Source organism: Lacrimispora sp. BS-2, from assembly GCF_040207125.1.
Lineage (GTDB): Bacteria > Bacillota > Clostridia > Lachnospirales > Lachnospiraceae > Lacrimispora.
Map to the genome: position 1 here is coordinate 4151657 of NZ_CP157940.1, position 18791 is coordinate 4170447.

An 18791-nucleotide genomic window follows, 5' to 3' on the forward strand; every position below is an offset into this window, starting at 1 on the left:
TTATAGAGACCTGAAGATTGATTATAATATGCTGTTTAATCTCTTGTACTATTTAGCTCTATTATTAACAAGGATTATTATATATAGAAGTGAAAATGGTGGGAATTGATTAAAAGGGATCATTGTTTTCTACTGATGGGAGTCTTTCTATAATAGTGTTTATGAAGGTAAAACCGGTGAATAAGTCTTAAAATACAAGATTGTACTTATATAAATACAATTTTTTCGAGAAAATACATTTTCGTAATGATTATGTAAGAAAATGCACAGAGAAATGTTATAGCATTTTTCCACAAATTGTATTATACTATACCATGTGATGGAGGAATTGATAGCTTCTGGCGGAAATGTAAATATTTTTTTGATTTTGCAAAAAATGCAAAAAAAGTAAAAAAGGTATTGATAATTTCCATTATAGGAAGTATAATTACCTCGTAATGCAATTAGGAATTTCGAAGAGTATTTCAAAAAGAAAAAAGGAGAGTGCATTAATTATGAGAAAGCAGACAAAATTAGTTGCTGTATTATCTACAGCAGCACTGCTGGCATTAGGCGCTTCCATGTCCTCTTTCGCAGCAACTGGCTGGCAGGAAGAAAATGGTACATGGGTGTACTATGATAAGAGCGGCGACACAGTAACAGAGAAATGGGAAAAGTCCGGTGATAACTGGTTCTATCTTAATGAAGATGGTGAGATGGCTACCGATGTTGTTGTTGAATACAACGACAACTACTATTATGTAGATGAGAACGGTGCTATGGCAGCCAATAAGTGGGTTTCTGTAGAAAATGAAGATTATGGCGATGATGATGATCAGCCAACAAATCATTGGTATTATTTTGGTGCTAACGGTAAGGCTTTTAAGGCTTCCACTAATAGCAGCAATGCAAGCTTCAAGATCATTAATGGCAAGAAGTATGCTTTTGATGATGAAGGTAAGATGCTTTATGGTTGGATCGGCACAGATGGTGAGAGAAAAACCGGCGATGATGCTTGGCAGCAGGGTGTTTACTACTGTGGCGATGAAAATGATGGCGCTCAGGCTGTAGGTTGGGCTCATCTTGAAATCATAGATGACGCTTATGCTTATGATCAAACAAGTGAAGGCGCATCCAGCTATAATGTATTTGATGATGAAAATCAGACACGTTGGTTCTACTTTAAGACTAATGGAAAGAAGACAACCAAGGAAAAAGGCACAACCATCAATGGCAAGAAGTATAGCTTTGATGCTGATGGACGTATGAATGCTGAATGGGTTATCTTTGAAGCAAGCCCAACAAAGGCAACAGCAACTAGTGCAACAGCTGGAAAAGATGGTGGTCAGGGTGCAACTGGTTATACCGAAAGCTGGAGATACTATGGCTCCCCAGAAGATGGAGCAAGAGTTACTAAGGGTTGGTTTAAAGTTGTTCCGGATTCATACTTAAATACTGGCGATTATGAAGATGATGAAGATGCATGGTACTATTCCGATAAAGACGGAAAGTTAGTTGCTTCTAAGATTCAGACTATCAATGGTAAGAAGTATCTGTTTGATCACAAAGGAATCATGAAATCCGGTCTTAAGTTCATTAAGGTAGAGGGCAAGACCGTTATTGATATTGCTTCTGATGATAAGGAAGACAGATATGATACTGGCAGCGATTTCAAGGACAATGCAAAAGCATGGATTGAGAAAGACTATGCAGCATACTACTTTGGTTCTGGTGATGATGGTGCTATGAAGACTGGCAAGCAGACTGTAGGCATCGATGGAGAGAACTTTACTTTCCTCTTCAACAAATCCGGTGGTTCTCAGGGCGCTGGTAAGACAGCTATCGATAGCAACAAGTTTTATCTTGCAGGTATGCTTTTAACAGCTGATAAAGATGATAAATATGCAGTTGTTAAGAAGGAAACAAGTGATAGTGGTAAAGTATCATACAAAGTTATGACTTCTGATGAGTTCATTAAGGAAGATGTTGTTAAAAATAAAGTGACAACTGTTAATAATAAAGAGTATGATGCATACTATCCAGTTGAGGATACTAATTCTGAGTATAAGCTGATTAATACTGCTGGTACTATTCAGAAAAACAAGGATAAGGCAAAAGATGGTCTTGATTATTGCTTTAAGTTAAAGGGAGATAAGATCGAAGCAGTTTATTTAGAGAAATAAATTATTTTGAATAAACCTTTAGCAATACAAAAACCGGTAACAGGGAAACCTGTTACCGGTTTTTTGTGTTATTGTCTTGGCTTTTGTCAATTGTTGGGATGGGGGTGGACAAAATTTATTTACTGTCCGCCATATTATATGTGAATATACTGGTATATTTATATAGAAATGCTTTAGAATATTAAAGAAATAGTCCATTTAGAGGATAAAAAGGGCTTTAATCATAAGTTGCACAAAAGAATAGAAAATGTTATACTTGGTAAAACTGCATGATGATGAAAGGAAGATGCTATGTCTGTAAAAAAGGAAAAAGATGCAAAAATCATAGGCACAAAGAAAGATTTTTTATCAACAGTATTGGGAATCTATGTATTTCTAATAATGGTAGCATTGCCTCTGGTAATTAGGAACAAATATTTTGATATATTGGTTACAAAATATTACTTTTACTGTATATGTACGATTTCCATGTTGATATTGGTGCTGGTTTTTGTCTTTATTGATAGGGTTAGAGTGTTCTCACTTTTTAAGTCATCACAATCTGATAAACTTTTAAAGGGTAGTGATTACGCAGCTTTAGCGTTTTTGCTTATTTCCATTATATCAACAGTTAACTCAGACTATGTATATGAATCTTTTTGGGGTAACGAAGGAAGATTGACAGGACTATTCTTAATTAGCTTATATGTGATCTCATACTTTTGTGTCAGCAGGCTTTGGAGATTTAAATCATGGTATTTTAATTGGTTTCTTGTTGCGGGCATACTTGTGTGTATATTTGGCATAACTGATTATTTTCAGATGGATATATTGCATTTCAAAGTTCTTATGTTAGAATCTCAGAGATCAATTTTCACTTCCACGCTGGGGAATATCAATACGTATACTGCTTACGTGGGTATCATTATGGCTGTATCAATGGTCTTATTTACAACGAGTAAGAAAACCATACAGATAATCTGGTATTATATTAGTATGGTGATTAGCTTTTTTGCTATTATTATGGGCGTAAGCGATAATGCATATCTTTCATTGGCTGCTTTATTTGGCTTACTTCCCTTGTATTTATTCAAATATAAAAGTGGAATTAAAAGATATTTAGTTGTTTTAGCCACATTTTTTACAGTAATTCAATGCATTGATTGGATCAATATTTATTGGAAAGATATGGTTTTGGGAATTGACAGTACCTTTAATATGTTAGTGGCGTTTAGAGGACTACATTATCTGGTTATAGGGCTTTGGATAATTACTGCTTTTTGGTATTACATCGATATTAAGTACAAAACAGTGGAGATAGATTACGGAAATGTATTTCGATATGTATGGCTAGGAGTTATTGCATTTATTGTACTTGTTTTTTTGTATATGTTATATGATAGTAATATTGCGGAGAATTATGAAAGATATGGAAAGCTTTCTTCTTATCTTCTTTTTAATGATGAGTGGGGAACTCATAGAGGATATATCTGGAGAAATGCTATGGAATGCTTTTCTAAATTTTCGTTATGGAAGAAATTAATTGGATATGGTCCTGAGACATTCGGTATACTATTACTGAGAAAAACTGCAAACAACCAGTATCTGGAGATTTTTGATAATGCGCACAATGAATATTTACATTGTCTGATTACAGTGGGAATTGTCGGCTTAACATCATATGTAGCGTTGTTTCTGGCTTGTATAAGAAATTGTTTTAGAAGCGGAAAAAATAATCCTTATATTATAGCAGCTGCCTTTGGTATTATTTGTTATAGTACACAGGCTTTTGTAAATCTTAACCTCCCTATAACTGCACCCATTGTGTGGCTTTTATTAGGGATAGGATCCGCGAAATCAATTGAAGAGTAGTTTGATTATAGAGACTCTCAAAATCAATGGTTGTAGTAAGCAAACATTGATTTTGAGAGTTTTTAAATGTCTCTTTGCAAATAGCTGAAGGGGCTTTGAGCATCCAGTCATTAAATTCCTTTCATTACTGATTACTTTTTTCCAGCTGGCAGATATTATAAAATTATTCTTAGTTCTTCCACTTACGACCTTCAGCTTATTGTAACAGATTAGAATTAGCCTTCCGCAAGTGGCAGAAATAATGGTTTGTTGAAGGTTTCTTATATCACCTTTTTAATTAAAAGGTAATATCTTCATAAAATATTAAATAATAACAGTCCTTTTTACTGTCTATAAGATTGTACTTAGTATATAAAATATGATATACTAAATTAACTTGAGAAAAAATGCAATTAATAATTATGATAAACAAAGGTGTTTTAGATGAAAGTGAATCAAAAATATAAGCGGCTAATTAAACTTTTTTTTACGTTTGGGATTACTTCTTTACTTATTATTTTATATGGCTGGACATGGATTGGACATTATAACAAAATCATCGAATTTCCTTTTTTTAGAAGAGGAAACTGGATGATGATTTTTCTGTATGGAGTCCTGCTTGTTCTTTTTATGACTACATACGGAGGCTTTAAAGTCGGCTATTTGAAAAAGGGAAATCTTATTTATTCCCAGGTTTTGGCAGTAGTATTTACTAATGTTTTTACTTATTTGCAGATTGCGGTACTGGACAAACACTTTCTTAGTCCATGGAAACTTATCTGCATGACCTTGTTGGATTTCCTGGTGATTATAACCTGGACGTTGATATACCAATGGATTTATGGAAAGATGTTTCCTCCCAGAAAGATGCTTTTGATTTCAGGAAAAAGGTCTGATTATCATTTAGTTGAAAAGATAAATTCAAGAGAGGATAAGTATGTAATATGTCAGATTATGAATATAGAACAGGGCCTTTCTGCTTTGCAACAAGAGATTTTTAATTATGACGGTGTCATAATAGGAGATATATCGTCTCATGAACGAAATCTTCTGCTAAAACATTGTTTCGCAAATTCTATTCGTACATATAATGTGCCTAAAATATCAGATATTTTGTTAAAAAGTTCAGTGGAGTTAAACCTTTTTGATTCCCCTCTGTATTTGTCTAGAAATGAAGGTATGACAATCGAACAGCAATTTTTTAAGCGAGTGGTTGATATTGTAGGATCTTTGGCAGGCATTGTGGTATCAAGCCCTCTTTTTATTGTAATAGGACTTAGCATTAAGCTTACAGACCGGGGACCCATATTTTTTAAGCAGACCAGATTAACAAAAGATGATCAGGTTTTTGAAATTTATAAATTTCGGACAATGATACAGAATGCGGAAAAAGATGATGGCCCACGCCTGGCAGCTGAGGGAGATTCAAGAATATTACCGGTGGGGCATTTGCTTCGCAGGACGAGGCTGGATGAGCTGCCCCAGTTATTTAATATTTTAAAGGGTGAGATGTCATTTGTTGGTCCGCGCCCTGAGAGACCGGAGTTGGCAGAAGAGATTATCAGAGAGATTCCGGAATTTTCATATCGTACCAAGGTAAAGGCCGGTTTAACCGGATATGCTCAGATTTATGGAAAATACAACACTACATCTTATGACAAGCTGAAGCTGGATTTAACATATATACGGAATTATTCTTTTCTTCTCGATTTGAAATTAATATTTATGACCCCCAAGATTATGTTTATGAAAGAATCTGCCGAGGGTATTTTACCAGACGCAGAAAATCAAAGGAAGTAATTATGAAAATTTTAACAGTTATTGTTCCCACTTATAATGTAGAGAAATACCTGGATCAATGCTTAAAATCTTTTGTGATACCGGATATCATGGAAGAATTGGAAGTGTTGATTGTAAATGACGGGTCAACAGATACCAGTCCTCAGATTGGGGAAAGATATGCAAACGATTATCCTGGAACCTTTCGCATGATATCTAAGGAAAACGGAGGACACGGTTCAACAATCAATACTGGAATTGAAAATGCTGAAGGAAGATATTTTAAGGTAGTGGATGGTGATGACTGGGTTATTGCGGAAGGACTTAAAAACCTGATATGTTTTCTGAAGACTGTGGAGGCTGATATGGTCCTCAGCAATTATTATTGGGTAGATGATTTGACTAGAAAGGTGAGCAAAGAGGTCCCTAAGGTATGTCCAGAGGATTTGTACGGAAAAATTGTTTCGTTTAACAGTGTTTCAAATCAGATATTTTTTAAGATGCATGCTATTACATTCCGGACAGAAATTCTTAAAAAGATTCCTGATAAAATAGATGAACATTGTTATTATGTTGATATGGAATATATAACATTTCCTATTCCTTTTATCAAAACTGTCGGAGCTGTACCTGACTTTGTTTATATGTACCGTATTGGACAGCCGACTCAGAGCGTTAGCATGGAAAATATGAGAAAGCGCTGTATGCAGCATGAGAGAGTTGTAAACCGTTTGTTAGAATATTATGAAAAACATATGGATGTATCTAATGAAGCGAAGAATTGTATGGAAAAAATAATTGCTAGAAGTGTAACAAGTCAGTATAAGATTTACATGAGCTTTAAAGAAAATAACCTAGATAAGATTATTTTTTATGAGAAAGAATTGAAAAAGAAATATTTTAACATATTTCAGAAAATAACAAATCCGGCAGTATTAGTATTGAGATGGTCAAATTATAAATTATATTATTTGATCTCGCTGGTAGTTCGCCATTCCATTAAGTAACCCAATTTGCTGAGTGAATTTTATATATACGGAGCCAAGAATGAAAAATATTAAAATATATATTACACATACTCCTAATAAAGAGAACCAACTAATACAGCTCCCCATGATTCAGAATATAATAGCCGGCGCAGATTATCAGACTGAGCCGGTTCCGGAGGGCATGATTCTTGATAATACTGGAGACCATATTTCTTTACTAAATAAAAGTTATTGCGAATTAACTACTCAATATTGGGCATGGAAAAATCAAGAATCTGATTATTATGGTTTTTGCCATTACCGCCGGCTTTTTTCTTTTAATGAAGAAGAACTGAAAGAAGATGGTTGGGGAACTATACCTTTGAACTATTTAAATCATGAAAATCTTAAAAAATTAAAGTTTGATGAGAAAAATATTCGAAGTGTAGTTGAAGCGTATGACTTTATCATAGCGAAAGGAATCAATGTTAAGTTATTAAAAGCACGAACGGTAGCAGATCACTATAAAAAAGCTGAAGAGTTGAATTATAAAGATTTTGAGACGATGATGGATATTATAAGAGAGAAGTATCCGTTTTTGTATGACAGCGCAAAAGCATATGTGCAAGGTGATACGTTTTATCCATGCAATATGTTTGTTATGAAAAAAGATTTATTTCACCAATATTCGGAGGTCTTATTTGGTATATTGGGGGAATTTGAAAGAAAGTGGGATATTTCTGGCTATTCAATCCAGGCAATGCGGACTATCGGACATTTGGGAGAACGGATTGCTGGAATTTATTACACTTATATTCAATCACTAAAAACATATAAAACAAAAGAATTACAAATTGCTTTATTTAAGAATACTCAAAGACGCATTGCTGTGATGAATGATAAGGAGGACTCGGTAATCCCTGTTGTTGTAGCAGCAAATGATTTTTATGTTCCATATATGAGTGTATGTATTCAGTCTATCATTGAGTCAACAAAGAAGCAATTTTGTAAAATATTTGTGTTTCACACAGATATCAGTGCTGAGAATCAAAAACTGCTTTGTCTTCAGGTAAAAAAGAGTTCTAATATAGTGTTGAATTTTATTCAAATTGGAGAATACGTTGATAATTACAGGCTGCAATCCAAAGACCACATAACAGTTGAAACTTTTTACCGCTTCCTGATATTGGATATTATGAAGGAATATGAAAAAGTGATTTATTTGGATTGTGATTTAATTGTATGCCGGGATTTATCTGAATTGTATGAGACAGACTTGGAAAACAATTATATTGGTGCTGTCTATGATGTGGACTTTGCAGGGCAGCTTAATAGTCCATGGCTGCGTATAAAAGAGTATGAGCGTAAAACCTTGCATCTGAAAGATCCTTATAAATATTTTCAGGCTGGTGTCCTTTTAATGAATATCAGTAAGATGAGAAAGGCGATTACAGCGGAACAATTGCTGGAAATGGCAACTACTGGGATTTACAAGTATTCAGACCAGGATATATTAAATATTGTATGCGAAAACCGAATCACCTATTTGAATATGTCATGGAATGTGATTACGGATTGCAATGGCAGAAGAATTTCAGAGGTAGCCAGCAGAGCACCGGCTAATCTGTTTGAACAGTATATGGAGTCACGAAAATCTCCGTCGATTATTCACTATGCAGGAATACAAAAACCATGGAAGAGAGCTTCTGAAGATTATGGATGGATATTTTGGGAGACAGCCAGGCGGACTCCGTATTATGAACAGATTTTGGAGCGTCTATGTGCAGGCCATGATTCTCAAAAGAAGATATCCAATGCAGGAAATGGCGGTTTAGTCAAGCGTGTGGGATATTGTTTGTTTCCAGTAGGGACAAAACGGCGGGAACTAATTAAAAAAATATATTTTTCAATTGTAGATTAATATTGAACAATATAGAAAATGAGGAGAGTCATGAATTCGTTAGTAAATCGAATTATAAATTGTTATCGGTATAAAGATTTAATTATCCAGCTTGTTCAAAAGGATGTGAAGTTAAAATACAGGAGAAGCTTTCTTGGTTATATTTGGAGTATTTTAAATCCACTACTAATTATGTTGGTCATGATAATTGTTTTTGGTAATATGTTTGGATTCGCAACGCCTAATTATCCTGTATATTTATTAATTGGCCAGACCTGTTTTAATTTTCTGTCGGAATCCACAAACCAATCCATGTTTTCAATTATTGGGAATTCAGCCTTATTAAAAAAAACATACGTACCTAAGTACGTTTTTACAATTTCAAAAATCAGCAGTTCCATGGTAAATATGATATTTGCCATGGGGGCATTGGTGATTGTTAGTATAATTTGCAAGGTACCATTAAGCTGGTATGTACTCTTTGTTCCTGTTGTTGTGTTGCAATTGTATATTTTCTGTATGGGTTTAGGGCTGTTTTTAGCCCAGGCTACTGTCTATTTTAGGGATGTTCAACATATTTACAGTGCCTTTTTGACTGCTTGGATGTATTTGACTCCAATATTTTACTCGGCGAGTACTCTCCCGGAACCTTTGTTTAAAATTATTAAATATCTTAATCCCATGTATGGCTATATTACTCAGTTCAGAATAGTTGTATTAGAAGCGCGTATGCCTGATGCTCAGTTGGTTATCCAAGGGACAGGAGTGGCACTAATCATGCTGTTATTTGGGGCATGGTGTTTTTATAAGACACAAGATAATTTTATATTATATATTTAACCGTTGTAAGGAGAGGCAGGTCTTGAAAAAAAAAGAAAACATTGTTATGGGCAATAATGAATATGCAGTTCAGGCTACGGATGTGGTGGTTCGTTTTAATATGGCATCTGAGCGCATAGATAATCTGAAAGAATATTTTGTAAAGCTGATACAGCATAAACTGATGTTTCAGGAATTTTTAGCAATAAAAGATGTGACTTTTGATGTTAAAAAGGGTGAGGCATGGGGATTAATAGGGACCAATGGATCCGGGAAGTCTACATTACTTAAACTGATTTGTGGAATTATGAAGCCTTACAAGGGAAATGTCACTGTTAACGGAACAATTGCACCTTTAATTGAACTTGGAGCAGGATTTGATGGCGAGCTTACGGCAAGAGAAAATATTTTTTTGAACGGAGCAGTATTGGGGCATTCAAGAAAATACATGCAAGAGCATTTTGACCAGATTGTGGAGTTTGCAGAATTACGGGATTTCCTGGATATGCCAATTAAGAACTATTCTTCTGGTATGGCAGCACGATTGGGATTTTCTATTGCTACAGTAGTAAAACCGGATATTTTAATTGTTGATGAGGTTCTGTCCGTGGGGGATTGGGCTTTTCAGCAAAAGTGTCAGATAAGAATGAAAGAGATGCTGAATGCCGGTGTAACGCTTTTATATGTATCCCATGATATAGAATCTGTAAAGCGGCTTTGTACGCATGCACTTTGGCTTGATAAGGGAGTTAAGCGCATGGGTGGAGAGGTCAATGCTGTATGCGATGCATATATGGAGGCACTGGAGTAATTATAGTGTAAACTGCTAAAAGGGTAAAGTGAGGTGATTACAAATGAAGCAAAGCATTAACTTTAATAAGAAAAATTGGATTTCATTAAAAATAGATCTATTGTCATTGCCTGTTTTACTTTTGCAATTTAATTTACTGCTCAAGTTATTTTCCAATGTGATTGCTCATTGCAGGAGCATGCAATTGTATGTTTTAAAATTATTGAATGATTGTGCAGACTGGATTTCTGAAACTGTCAGATCCAATATTCAAACTCTAAAAGTATTTTACAAAGATTTTAAATTGAAAAACTTTCATTTAAATATCAACAACAAGGACATGTTGAGAAGATGCGGGAATCTTCTGTTTTTTATGTCGCTGAGCATTTTTTTCTTTCAAAATACCTTGGGAGTCAGTGTTTTAAATCTTGTTGGGGATTGGTGGAGATTAACTTTATTTTTAAAAAAGATCTGTGTTTTCATTGCTGTATTAAAAATAGCATTAGATATGGCTGCATGTCGATATGATTTAAAAGAATTTTGTGTAATTACGGTCATTAGTGTTTTACAATATGTAATTTATTTAAAAACGGGAAATATGGCAATGGTTGTTTTGTGGGTGTTTATTTTAGCTGCAAAAGACGTTGATTTTGACCTGATTATTAAATATTCTTTTATTATCAATGTTTATCTTATGGTTTTTGTGGTTACCAGCAGTCTTTTCGGAATAGTAGAGGACAGAATCTATATTCGTGCTAATGGAGCTTATCGGTATAGTTTGGGGTATCAGTATACTACAAATATAGCAAATCTTTATATGCATATGATTTTTATGTATGTGTATTGGAAGAAAAAAAGGATAAGTATTGTATCAATGATTTTGTTGATGATAGTGAATGTCCTCATTTTCAGACTGACTGACACGAAAAATGCATTTGCTATGGGCTGTATGGTATTGATTGGTGCTTTTATAATAAAAGTGTCTGTCTATTTTTCAAAACCTCATAAATGGATAAATTGGGTATATCTATGTTCCATACCATTTTTTGCAGTTGTATCTGTTGTAGTAACCAGTTTCTACAATAAAGATGTATCTTGGATGAATACGATAAACAACATTTTAAGCGGAAGGTTGAAGTTGGGGTATGAAGGAATTAAACAATATGGAATAGGCTTATTCGGGAATAAAATTGAATGGGTGGGTGGGGGATTTATTTATGAAATAGAAAATAAGAGTTATAATTATGTGGATTCCTCTTATGTTCAGTTTCTTTTAGAATTTGGTATGATTGCCTTAATATTAGCATGTATTTATTTTATAAAGCTGAATTATAAAGCGATAAAAAGGAAGGATGTCTGGTTCGGCCTGTCCATGTTTGTGATTGCAGTGCACAGCATTTCCGACCCTCAGCTTATGTGGCTGGAGTGTAATCCCTTTCTTTTATATGGACTAAGCAAGTCCTACGAGATGTCCGATGGTACAGAAACTAGTTCATTGATGCCCGAAAGCTGGAAGAAAGTAATAAATAAATGCTTAATGATAGGCGCATTTATTGCCGCATTATATTTCAGCTATAGAATCTGCCGCATTATACGTACTTGGATGACAATGTATCAGTTTTATGAAGTCGAAAGACAAAAATATTTTATTTTGTTTTATATTATTTTGGCAGGCATAATAACATGTGCAGGAATAAATATTGGTAAAGTGAAAATTATAAACCGGCTATTTACGGCTGGTAGCATACTGACAATTAGTATAGGCTTTTGTCTTATCCTATATATGATTACTGAAAAGCAGACGGATTACCAGAAGGATATAGAAAAAGGAATTGATTTGGTGGAAAACATAAAGGCACAGGGGATTCGGTTAGATTCGGTTTATGTGGATGACATTCCTTATTGTTATGAGAGAAAGTTGAAGAATGTTTCTGTAATTATGGGCAAGATGCCCCAGAAGGGCGAGAATGCTATAGTATTTACTAAAAAAGGAAATATTAATCAATTTCTTTATAATCATCAATATTATGGCAGCTTACTTTCTAATAAGGAATATGTGTTTGTAAGCAGTGAAGAATTAAAAGGTGAGATAGAAAGACAGGGCTTTGACTTAAAAAGATATTATGATGGAATCGAGTCTGTAAACTTAAAAAGCCTTGCTAGAATAAACCGGCTTCCTATAATATACCTGGAAAATGGAAAAAAGGCCATAGAGGTTAACGGAAATGAAGAATCTTTGATTTATGGACCATATCTGACTATTTATAAAGGGAAATTAAAGGTCACATATGAATTAACACTGCTTGATACGGATGTTGGAGTTGGTGAAGTGGCAAAAGCAAGAATATCAAGTGATTATGGGCAAAATATAATGACTTATAGAAGTATAGACAAAGAGGAATTTAATGATAAAAATCAATTGACTGTGAGTATGGTTCAGGACATTGGAGATAGTGCGAATATGGAGTTTCTACTCTTCGCTGTTGGAAAATCAAAAATAGCAATTTCATCAATAATTTATCAAATAATCAGCGAATAAATAAGGCTGATATGCAAGGAGAATATTAGAAATGAGCGAAATAAAAATATTTGTTACTCACACACCTAATAAAGAAGATTACAGAGTCAGAAATAGTCTTTTAGTAGATGTAATTGCTGGCTCTCATTATCAAATAAAGCCATTAGACGGCGACTATGTAATGGATAATACTGGTGATAATATATCTATAAAAAATAAAATGTACTGTGAATTAACAACACAATATTGGGCATGGAAAAATGTTGAAGCGGATTATTACGGCTTTTGCCATTATAGAAGATTTATGTCGTTTGCTAATGTGCAGGCAGAGACTCCGGACATCAGAGAGCAAATTTGTGTTAAGGTATTAAATGACTATACGGTAAAAAAATATAATTTGGATGATGAAATCTTAACAAAGAAATTTATAGAGCAATATGATTGTATTCTTCCTATGCAACAGGATCTGAGAAAGTTGCCGACTCCCAAGGGAAGGAAAAAAAATGTATACGATCATTTTGCAGGGCACGATAGACTTTTTATGAACCAGGACGATTTGAATAAATTACTGGAAGTAATTAATGATCTATTTCCGGAATATAGTGATGACGCCAAAGTATATATGGGGAACCCATATTTTTGGGGATTTAATTGTTTTGTTTTAAAAAAAGAGTTGTTTAATAGCTTATGTGAATTTGAATTTGGGGTCTTAGAAGAATTGGAGAAAAGGATTGATCTTAATCTATACAACCAGCAAATGACCAGAATATATGGTTTTATGGGGGAAATCTTATCAAGTATCTTTTTTTTCCATTTGCAAAAGGCAGATAAATCGTTGCGTGTGGCAAATGTTCGGCTGATATATTTTGAAGATACAAAAGATATCAAGCCTATATATCCGGTGGCGGACAGTAAAAAGCCGATTGTATTTAATATAGTTGGGGTAGAACCTTACTTATTTACTGTGACCATTCAATCTTTTTTGGCCAGGGTGAGAAATGACATTCCATATGATGTTATTATTTTACATGGAAATCTTTCGGACGGATATGCAGTTACCTTTAAAATGCTATTTGGGAATCATGAAAATATTCGAGTAAGCTTTATTGACACCAAATGTGTATTTGGTAATGTACAGGATTTAAAATCAAATAAAGTGGATGCACGTTTGCTGCTTCCTTGGATACTGACGGAGTATTCTCAGATTATTTGTATTAACTGGAACACCCTGTTTCAATGTGAACTTGAAAAAATTATAAATATGGAAATAGAGCCTGTCTGCATATCCGGAAGCAGAGATATTAGAATGCTTGGAAAAGTTAAGGGGCTGGATGATTCCTATGAACTGTTTGTAGAAAAGGAGTTGGGCATTCATAACATTTGTGATCTCATTGATACTGACATAATTTATATGAATTTGGATAAAATCAGATCCAGATATACAATGCAATCACTTTTTCAGCGGATAAGTGAAGTTAAAGTTCCATTACATTTTAGTGAATATGCCAATATGCTGTTTGAGGACAGGCAGGTATTAGATGCTTGTTTGTGTGTTTACTATACAGAGAGTATGAAGGAAAACAATTTAATTAGACAGGTTCCGCTGTTTATATTTAATGAATATAATAAGGCTAAGTTAAACCCATTGGTTTTAAGTTATTCTCCTGACTTGATTTGGAGTTTTGAGTCAAAAGATTTTATTGATAAATATTGGAGCCTTGCAGCGGAAACTGGATATTATCATAAGCTGATTGGTTATTTTGAGGGATATTCAAATGATAATAATAAGGATATAAATAGAGGACCGTATATTCTGAAACAATTAAGAGGTGGAATTCAATGTGTGAAAGACCATGGGGTTATTTATACTTTTTGTTATTCTCTAAAAAAGATGTTTAATTAAAAAATGATTAGGGTTCAAAGGTATTTACACCCAAAACGCCCGTACTACTCCCAATTCAACCTAACTTATGATAAAATAAGGTCAACATATATTAGAGGAGCTGTGTTTAGTTATGTCATCTGATTCTCCTTTAAAATAGGAGCTAACAATGTAAAAAAGGTACTAAAAATGGTGGCCGAAAAGGCTGCCATTCAATTAACTGTCAATATACCATGCTTATACATGGTCAAACAACTCCCCATACTGGTAATAAACATTAAAGGGAAACTGAAGATGTTTTTGCGTATATTTTCTATTACGATATTATCAAGGTTCAATATCCGGAAAACACACCGGATAAAAATATATACTGTACCGGTGGCACTTAGACGGCACCTGATTAGCAGGCATTAAATAAATGAACAGGAATGGATTAATATGAGAATACAAATCGAAGAAAATATAGGAAAAATTGAAGGACTTACTTTAATTATTCCAGAAATAATTAGAGATAATAAAGGTACGTTTATGGAGACCTTTAATGGGCAAGCATTAAATTCAGTCGGGCTATCCTCCAAGTTTGTACAAGATAATCAAGTTTTCAATATTGGGAGTGTATTACGAGGATTACATGTTAATATTAACAATCCTCAGGCAAAGCTTATAAGAGTTTTGAATGGAAGTATTTTTGATGTTGTTGTTGATTTGAGAAAGAGCAGTTCAACATATACAAAATGGTATGGAGTTGAGCTGAATTCAGAAAATAGAAAACAGTTATATATTCCCGAGGGTTTTGCGCACGGGTACTATGTCCAATCTAACACAGCAGAGGTATTATTCAAGGTTACAACACATTGGGTTCCCAATGATGAAATTGGAATAGCATGGGATTCAAAAGAATTAGGTATTCAATGGCCTCTTAAGGACCGGACAAAGCCTATTATGAATGAAAAGGATGCGAATAATAAGTCATTTGTGGATATATTTGGGAAAAGGTGAGTATTATGAATGTTTTATATACATGTGATGATAATTATATTTGGGTAATGGGGATTTCAATAATATCTCTTTATCAAAATAATACTGAGAATGATGATTTGAATGTGTTTTTATTAGGTGATCATATTTCTGATGTAAATAAAAATATTTTAAAAGATATTGCTGGAAAATATAATCGCATAATTAGCATTATTGATATCCCAATGTTAGATATCCCGAAGGAATTAGTTTCAAGGCGATGGCCGATTAGTGCCTTCACTCGATTGTTTTCAGCGGAATTGTTACCTGATAGGTTAGATAAAATTTTATATCTTGACTGTGATACAATTATTAATAGTGATATTAAGGAACTAGAATCTATAGATATGCATCACTATATCTTTTATGGAGTTAAAGATTGTATAGGTAGTTCATATAAAAAAAATATAGGTTTATCTAATAATGCACTATATGTGAACGCAGGAGTATTACTAATTGATTTGAATGAGTTAAGAAAAGTAAACGTTTATGAAGTATTAAGTAATTATTTAAAAAGATATATAGCATATATAAATTATGCAGATCAAGATTTATTAAATGGTGCTTTTGCTGGATATATTGGGATTCTTGATCCAAAATATGATGTGATGACTATCATGTCAGTTTATACTTATGAGGAAATTAAAACATTAAGAAAGCCCACAAATTACTATGAAAAAAAAGAAATTATTAATGCAATAAGTGAACCGGTAATTATACATTATACAACAAATATGCTAACAATAAGACCTTGGTATAATAATTCAAATCACCCATATATGGACTATTTTATAAGATATTACCAGATGAGTCCATGGAGCGATAAAAAATTAGATGACTTTATATTTAAGACAAAAGAATCAAAAATAATAAGGATTATACAGATGTTGCCTAGAAGAATAGCCAATAAATTATTAGGAATTATTCACTCTGAATTAAATCCTAAATATATTTTTTTAAAGGCTAAAATAAAGTTAGGCAAAATCTATTGACTATATGGGAGGTGTTTATTATGGTTACAGTAATTATACCTATATATAATCAACTAAAATATGTAAAACGTAGTATAGATAGTGTAATTGACCAGATATATTCAGATTTACAAATAATATTAGTCAACGATGGATCTACAGATGGATCTGCAGACGTATGTGATGAATATTTAAAGAAAGATAGTAGAATTACAGTAATACATAAAGCAAATGGTGGTTTATCATCTGCAAGAAATGCTGGTTTAGAAGTGGCGCAAGGTGAGTATATAACATTTTTGGATAGCGATGATTATTTATCGAAAACGTTTATAAAACATAGTATAGAAATGTGTGAAAAGCACAATGCAGATATTTCTGTTATGGATATGATTTATATTGATGAAGAGATGAATGATGAGATTGAGGATAATTTAGAAGAGAAAGTTTTTCCTCTGTCTCCTAAAAAAGCAATAGAAGCTTCATTATATCAAAATCTTTTTAGTTGCTGTGCACCAGGGAAATTATACAAAAAACATATCTTTGAAGATATCCGCTTTCCGTTAAAAAAATTATCTGAGGATTTAGCTATTAGTCATAGATTATTAAATAAAGCGAATAAAATCATTTATTCAAATCTTAAGGGATATTACTATAGGCAACAGCAAAAAAGTATAATGCATATTTTTAATCCTAGTAGATTAGATGCGATACAGTGGGCACACGATATTGAAAAATTTTGTGAAGATAACTATCCTGATATTATAGTTGCAGCTAAATGTAGGACGTTCAATATTGCAATTCATCTATTGTTAGATATTTCTAAAAATAGTAATTTTGATAAAAATTTTTCACCTATACTATGGAAAGATATAAAAAGAACACGAAAAACAGTTTTACTATGTAGAACAGTTAGATTTAGAGAAAAGGCAGCTGCCATACTATCTTTTGGGGGAAGTACAATTCTTAGAAATGTATGGAATAGCAGATTGGCTATAAAAAAATTTTAATTAATAATTAGGTGGTGATTAAGATTAGCATTTATATTCTACTTACAATTGCTGTTATAGTATTTGGGCCTGTTTGTAAAATAAATCTAAGATATGGTAACCAATTTAAGGTGCGCGGTATACAACTATATTTATTTCTTATGTTTACTATGTTTACTTTTTTAATGTCGTTAAGAGCGCTATCTGTAGGTGTTGATACTGCTCCTTATTCTAGGATTTATGGGATTATTATTAATTCAGGATCATATAAAAATGCGTTAACAAGAGCACCCTTATCAGCACCAATATATATTCTGATTTGTAAAATATTAGGTTCTTTTTCGAGTAATCCACAAATACTGATAGTTTTTTCTTCGTTATTTGTTAATACTGGACTTTTTGTATTTATAATGCGAGTGTCAGATGACGTAGTTATGTCTACGTTCTGCTGGATGGGACTTGCTTTATTTTATTGTAGTATGAATGGTAATAGACAGTGTATGGCTTTGGTTCTTGTATTAAATGCCTTAGTTTATTTAACACATAACATAAAATCTATAAAAGGGTGGATACTTGTGTTGATAGCACTGGGGATCCATTCGACTTGTTTAATATCACTTGTTGCGATAGCTGGTATTATTATAGCTAATAAGCTTAAGGAAAATCAACTAATATTCATAGTTTCGGCTATTGGAAGTGTTATGGCCTCAATATTACTAAATAAAATCATCCCCTTATTTTTGCGTTTGTTTCCAAGATATAGCATGTATGTAACGGGCGAGTCACCATTTTCAATCTTTGTAAGTAATGGCGGAGGACGTATAGTTTTAGTTTACATTTTTTTATTGGGTATTTGTATCGTGTGGTTGCTAACAAATAAAAATAGTAATATTTCATTAGATGTGTTTCATAGTAAAATGTTTCCGGCTGTAATCTTTTGTTCTTTTTTTGGTATATTAAATTGTAAAAATGAGTTGATTAATAGAATGCTCTGGTTTTACATTGCTATATTTATCAGTTTTATCCCAGCATCTTTAAAAAAATATAGGGGTATAGTGAAATTTGCTTTACAGACAGGAATTATAGTGGTGTTAGGAGCTTATAGTATCTTTTCTTTACTAGAAAACCATAATGGTGTGGTACCATATACTTTTTTTGGAAAATAGGAG

Annotated in this window: 13 protein-coding genes; all 13 read left to right on the forward strand. The window is 33.2% G+C overall.

The features are described 5' to 3' along the window. Positions 1-494: 494 nt before the first annotated feature. The 13 genes from ABFV83_RS19450 to ABFV83_RS19510 all read left to right on the forward strand — a co-directional run bounded on the left by ABFV83_RS19450 (position 495) and on the right by ABFV83_RS19510 (position 18788). Positions 495-2162 (forward strand): cell wall-binding protein, encoded by a 1668-nt coding sequence (locus tag ABFV83_RS19450; RefSeq protein WP_349946236.1) that lies wholly within the window; start codon positions 495-497, stop codon positions 2160-2162. A gap of 291 nt (positions 2163-2453) precedes the next feature. Further along, complete coding sequence (locus tag ABFV83_RS19455) at positions 2454-4013, forward strand: O-antigen ligase family protein (RefSeq protein ID WP_349946237.1); 1560 nt, start codon at positions 2454-2456, stop codon at positions 4011-4013. A gap of 423 nt (positions 4014-4436) precedes the next feature. Continuing rightward, on the forward strand, positions 4437-5792 hold the full coding sequence (locus ABFV83_RS19460; protein WP_349946239.1) for a sugar transferase: 1356 nt from the start codon (positions 4437-4439) through the stop codon (positions 5790-5792). A 2-nt stretch (positions 5793-5794) separates the two neighbouring features. Then, positions 5795-6778: a glycosyltransferase family A protein gene (locus tag ABFV83_RS19465; protein ID WP_349946241.1), complete on the forward strand. Its 984-nt coding sequence runs from the start codon at positions 5795-5797 to the stop codon at positions 6776-6778. A gap of 40 nt (positions 6779-6818) precedes the next feature. After that, positions 6819-8660: a DUF4422 domain-containing protein gene (locus ABFV83_RS19470; protein WP_349946243.1), complete on the forward strand. Its 1842-nt coding sequence runs from the start codon at positions 6819-6821 to the stop codon at positions 8658-8660. Between the two features lie 30 nt (positions 8661-8690). Next, complete coding sequence (locus ABFV83_RS19475) at positions 8691-9479, forward strand: ABC transporter permease (protein WP_349946245.1); 789 nt, start codon at positions 8691-8693, stop codon at positions 9477-9479. Between the two features lie 46 nt (positions 9480-9525). Next, a complete protein-coding gene (locus tag ABFV83_RS19480) occupies positions 9526-10269 on the forward strand; it encodes an ABC transporter ATP-binding protein (RefSeq protein WP_349948954.1) in 744 nt (247 codons plus the stop codon). Positions 10270-10312: 43 nt separating this feature from the next. Next, positions 10313-12787 (forward strand): hypothetical protein, encoded by a 2475-nt coding sequence (locus ABFV83_RS19485; RefSeq protein WP_349946246.1) that lies wholly within the window; start codon positions 10313-10315, stop codon positions 12785-12787. Positions 12788-12818: 31 nt separating this feature from the next. Beyond that, positions 12819-14669, forward strand: a complete 1851-nt coding sequence (locus ABFV83_RS19490; protein ID WP_349946247.1) for a DUF4422 domain-containing protein — start codon at positions 12819-12821, stop codon at positions 14667-14669. A 417-nt stretch (positions 14670-15086) separates the two neighbouring features. Next, on the forward strand, positions 15087-15647 hold the full coding sequence (rfbC, locus tag ABFV83_RS19495; RefSeq protein WP_349946248.1) for a dTDP-4-dehydrorhamnose 3,5-epimerase: 561 nt from the start codon (positions 15087-15089) through the stop codon (positions 15645-15647). Between the two features lie 5 nt (positions 15648-15652). Then, positions 15653-16657: a glycosyltransferase family 8 protein gene (locus ABFV83_RS19500; RefSeq protein WP_349946250.1), complete on the forward strand. Its 1005-nt coding sequence runs from the start codon at positions 15653-15655 to the stop codon at positions 16655-16657. Between the two features lie 20 nt (positions 16658-16677). Further along, on the forward strand, positions 16678-17643 hold the full coding sequence (locus tag ABFV83_RS19505; protein WP_349946251.1) for a glycosyltransferase family 2 protein: 966 nt from the start codon (positions 16678-16680) through the stop codon (positions 17641-17643). A 110-nt stretch (positions 17644-17753) separates the two neighbouring features. Continuing rightward, complete coding sequence (locus ABFV83_RS19510; protein WP_349946253.1) at positions 17754-18788, forward strand: EpsG family protein; 1035 nt, start codon at positions 17754-17756, stop codon at positions 18786-18788. The last annotated feature ends 3 nt before the right edge of the window (positions 18789-18791 follow it).

What these genes read in the sequence shown, in the direction of transcription:
- ABFV83_RS19480 (WP_349948954.1), top strand. Translation starts at nt 9,526, where the DNA reads ATGGGCAATAATGAATATGCAGTTCAGGCTACGGATGTGGTGGTTCGT.
- ABFV83_RS19450 (WP_349946236.1), top strand. Translation starts at nt 495, where the DNA reads ATGAGAAAGCAGACAAAATTAGTTGCTGTATTATCTACAGCAGCACTG.
- ABFV83_RS19475 (WP_349946245.1), top strand. Translation starts at nt 8,691, where the DNA reads ATGAATTCGTTAGTAAATCGAATTATAAATTGTTATCGGTATAAAGAT.
- ABFV83_RS19465 (WP_349946241.1), top strand. Translation starts at nt 5,795, where the DNA reads ATGAAAATTTTAACAGTTATTGTTCCCACTTATAATGTAGAGAAATAC.
- ABFV83_RS19455 (WP_349946237.1), top strand. Translation starts at nt 2,454, where the DNA reads ATGTCTGTAAAAAAGGAAAAAGATGCAAAAATCATAGGCACAAAGAAA.
- ABFV83_RS19485 (WP_349946246.1), top strand. Translation starts at nt 10,313, where the DNA reads ATGAAGCAAAGCATTAACTTTAATAAGAAAAATTGGATTTCATTAAAA.
- ABFV83_RS19460 (WP_349946239.1), top strand. Translation starts at nt 4,437, where the DNA reads ATGAAAGTGAATCAAAAATATAAGCGGCTAATTAAACTTTTTTTTACG.
- rfbC (WP_349946248.1), top strand. Translation starts at nt 15,087, where the DNA reads ATGAGAATACAAATCGAAGAAAATATAGGAAAAATTGAAGGACTTACT.
- ABFV83_RS19490 (WP_349946247.1), top strand. Translation starts at nt 12,819, where the DNA reads ATGAGCGAAATAAAAATATTTGTTACTCACACACCTAATAAAGAAGAT.
- ABFV83_RS19500 (WP_349946250.1), top strand. Translation starts at nt 15,653, where the DNA reads ATGAATGTTTTATATACATGTGATGATAATTATATTTGGGTAATGGGG.
- ABFV83_RS19470 (WP_349946243.1), top strand. Translation starts at nt 6,819, where the DNA reads ATGAAAAATATTAAAATATATATTACACATACTCCTAATAAAGAGAAC.
- ABFV83_RS19505 (WP_349946251.1), top strand. Translation starts at nt 16,678, where the DNA reads ATGGTTACAGTAATTATACCTATATATAATCAACTAAAATATGTAAAA.